A 3280-nucleotide genomic window follows, 5' to 3' on the forward strand; every position below is an offset into this window, starting at 1 on the left:
CCGGGGGGGCCGGTCGACCTTCAGCCCGGCCGCGTCCACCGCTGCGCCGTCTATGCTGTCGAGTTCGTCGGCGGCGCGGATCAGGTGCCTGCTGACGCCGTGCGCGCGACCCGCGGCGGTCGGGACGGCGAGCACGACCACCTGCACGCCGTGGACCTGGGCTTCCTCGACGGCCTCGGTCAAGTCGTCGTCGCCGGAGACGAGGAAGAAGACGTCGGAGGCGCCGTTACGGGCGTGGGCCACCAGGTCGAGGCCGATGCGCAGGTCGACGCCCTTCTGTTCGCCGTTCACACCGAAACGGCCGAGCCGGAGCTTGACCTTGGAGATCTCGCCGATCCGCTCCTGCTGGGCGTCGGGGACGCCGTTGCGGGCCGAGTCGTACCAGTGCAACCGCAGCACCGGCAGTCCCGACTTGGCCTCGGCGGTCTCCACCAGCGCCGTGATGAGCTTGGTGTACTCGACATGGATCCCGCTGCGCAGCGAGGTGCCGGTGACCCGCGTAGCGGCGGACGCCAGCAGGTAACCGGCGTCTACGTAGAGGGAGCAAGTCGACCGCATGCCCCACTATGGCACGGGCCGGGGGCCCCGACAGTGGGGATCGTGGGGAAGTCCCGGGTGTCGGGGCGCGCGGCCGGTCAGGCGGGGACGCGGTTGCCCGCGAGGAAGTCCTCGACGTGCGCGGCCGCACGGTCCTCCAGGGCGGCGTAGTGAGCGGCGCGCGCGGCGCCGACGAGCGCATCGTCGAAGAGCAGCCTGCCCTCGGCGTCGACGCGCTGCTGCTGTTCCTCGGCGCCTGCCAGCAGGCCGACCGACGATTCGCTGAAGCCGCAGTAGTAGGCGATGCCGTCGTCGAGTTGCGCGCTGAGTGCCCGGCGCATGGTCTCGACGAGCGGGTCGTCGGCCGCCGCGCCCGCCAGTCCCAGCCACAGCATCCGCTTGCCCGCGAGCCTGGGCTTGCTTCGGCCGTAGGCGAATCCGTAGTTCCACACCCGGTCGATCCAGCCCTTGAGGATGGCGGGGACCTGCATCCAGTACACCGGGAAGACCGCGACGACGAGGTCGGCGGCGAGCACGCGGCGCATGTGGTCCTCGACTTCGGCGGAGTAGGTCTTCTCGCGGTTGCCCCATTCCGGGAGGTCCGCGGCGGTCATGCGGGGGTCGAAGTTCTCGGCGTGCAGGTCGAGCAGGTCGACCCGGTAGCCGGCGGCGGTGAGGCGGCGGGCGATCAGCCGGGCGATGTGGGCGGTGAGCGAGTCGGGGCGGGGGTGGGCGAGGACGAGCAGGGCGGTGGCGCCCTCGGTCGGAGTGGGTTGCACGGGAGTCCTCCCTCGGTCCGGCTTTCCGGACGATCGGTTCTGCGGGGTGATCCCATTCCACCGCCGATTCCGTGGACGATCTATGGCTGATGATCTCCATTCGATAGGCGTTCGTCTACGCTCGAGGGTGTGGATCCCTTGAGCAGACTGCTGGGCGGCATCCGCGCCGAAGGAGCCGTGCTGACCACCGCGGTCATGGAGCCGCCGTGGACGATCCGCTTCGCCGACCGCGCGCCGCTGACCATGGTGACCGTGTTGCGCGGCGGCGGCACCCTGCTGCTGCCCGGCGGCGCCGAGCGCCGGATCGGGCGGGGCGACACCGCCGTCGTGCGCGGGCCGGAGGAGTTCCTGCTCGCCGATCGCCCGGATTCGGCCGGGCTGCCGCACGAGGAGTACGAGATCTCCTGCTTCGTCCCGGATTCCGGGTGCGTGGCCGGGCTCGGCGGCGGGCGCTGGGGCAACGATCCCGACGGGGAGACCGCGTTGATCGTCGGCGCCTACCGGGCCACGGGCAGGCGCCACGAACGACTGCTGCGCGCGATCCCGCCGGCGCTCGTGGTGACCGACGAGGTCGAGGTCTGCGCGTGGATGGAATCGGTCGCGGCGGACACGGCGCGGCGTCCGGCGGGTGCGCAGGCGCTGATGGACCGCTTGCTCGACTGGGCGCTGGTGTGCACCCTGCGCGACTGGTTCGAGCGGCAGGACGCCGGTGCGCCGGGGTGGTATCGCGGTCCGTCCGATCCGGTGGTCGGGCCTGCGCTGGAGGCGATGCACGCCGGGCTCGCGACCGGCTGGACGGTGGCCTCGCTGGCGGCCGAGGCCGGGGTGTCGCGGGCGCTGTTCGCCCGCCGGTTCACCGAGGTCATGGGGCAGTCGCCGCTGGCCTATCTCACCGAGTGCCGGATGGACGAGGCCGAGGAACTGCTGGCCGACCGGACCCGCACCGTGGCGCAGGTGGCCAGGGCCGTCGGCTATGCGGACGCCTTCGGGTTCAGCGCGGCGTTCAAACGGCACCGGGGTGTGCGCCCCAGCGAATTCCGCGCGGCGCTGAGCGCGTGACTCGGGCGGTGTTCGGGCCGCGAATTCGACCGCCGTCGCACGCGAGCCGCGCTGTGCCGGGGACCGGCTGACGATCAGTTCGGCGCGACCGGCCTGCGGACGCCGTCGAGGTCGGGGCGGGCGTAGGTGCGGATCTTGCTGGTGGACAGCGACATCCGGACCAGGGATTCGGCAAGGTGGACGGCCGCCTCGACGCCGTCGACCACGGGAACGCCGAGGGCGGCTTCGGCTTCGGCGCGCAGACCGGCCATGCCCGCGCAGCCGAGGACGACGACTTCGGCGCGATCGGTGGCGACGGCGAGGTCGGCCTGGTTGATCAGCTCGGCGCGGACCTTCTCCAGGCCGTCGCCGTCGAGTTCGAGGACGGGCATTCCGGTGGCGCGCACGGAGGCGCAGCGCTCCGCCAGACCCAGTGCGCGCAGGCGGGATTCGACGATCGGGACGCTGCGGTCGGCCATGGTGACCACGGAATAGCTGTGGCCGAGCAGGCGGGCGACGAGGACGGCGGCTTCGGTGATGTCGACGACGGGGACGGTGAGCAGTTCCTGCAGACCCTCGCGGCCGAGGTCGCCGAAGCCCGCGACGATCGCGGCGTCGAAGGGCTCGTCGTAGGCGGCGACGCGTTCGACGACGGCGGCCGCGGAGAGCAGGCCGTCGTAGTGGCCTTCCACCGAGGCGGGGCCGAATTGCGGTGTCAGGCCGATGATCTCGGTGTCCGTGGCGGCGGCTGCCCGCGCGACGGCGCAGATCTCCTCGGTCATGGACTCGGTGGTGTTGACGTTGACGACCACAATGCGCATGTCGTGCCTCTCGCTGTTGTCACGGAGAAGGGGGCCCGGCCCCCGAGCCCAAATGGTATAATGATAGGGGGGGAGGGCAGGTGACCGACACGGCGGACCAACCGG

4 protein-coding genes are annotated in these 3280 nt (G+C 71.8%); 1 reads left to right on the top strand and 3 read right to left on the bottom strand.

Annotated elements, in window-relative coordinates; genetic code table 11:
- Both QH283_RS05075 and QH283_RS05080 read right to left on the bottom strand, forming a co-directional pair.
- The coding region (locus QH283_RS05075; RefSeq protein WP_280501851.1) for an NYN domain-containing protein at positions 1–558 on the bottom strand (558 nt) is incomplete at its 3' end.
- Between the two features lie 77 nt (positions 559–635).
- The gene (locus QH283_RS05080) at positions 636–1316 is read right to left on the bottom strand and encodes an NAD(P)H oxidoreductase (protein WP_280501852.1); all 681 of its coding nucleotides are present in this window, start codon (positions 1314–1316) and stop codon (positions 636–638) included.
- A 129-nt stretch (positions 1317–1445) separates the two neighbouring features.
- On the opposite strand from QH283_RS05080, the gene QH283_RS05085 reads away from it, so the two are divergent.
- A complete protein-coding gene (locus tag QH283_RS05085) occupies positions 1446–2375 on the top strand; it encodes an AraC family transcriptional regulator (protein WP_280501853.1) in 930 nt (309 codons plus the stop codon).
- Between the two features lie 74 nt (positions 2376–2449).
- Here the strand turns inward: QH283_RS05085 and QH283_RS05090 are convergent, their stop codons facing one another.
- Positions 2450–3175, bottom strand: coding sequence for an aspartate/glutamate racemase family protein (locus QH283_RS05090; protein WP_280501854.1), 726 nt, complete (start codon positions 3173–3175; stop codon positions 2450–2452).
- Between the last annotated feature and the right edge of the window lie 105 nt (positions 3176–3280).

The organism is Nocardia farcinica (genome assembly GCF_029867845.1).
Classification (GTDB): Bacteria; Actinomycetota; Actinomycetes; order Mycobacteriales; family Mycobacteriaceae; genus Nocardia; species Nocardia farcinica_A.

Excerpts from the sequence above, each read along its gene's own strand:
- QH283_RS05090 (WP_280501854.1), bottom strand. The coding sequence starts at position 3,175 with ATGCGCATTGTGGTCGTCAACGTCAACACCACCGAGTCCATGACCGAG.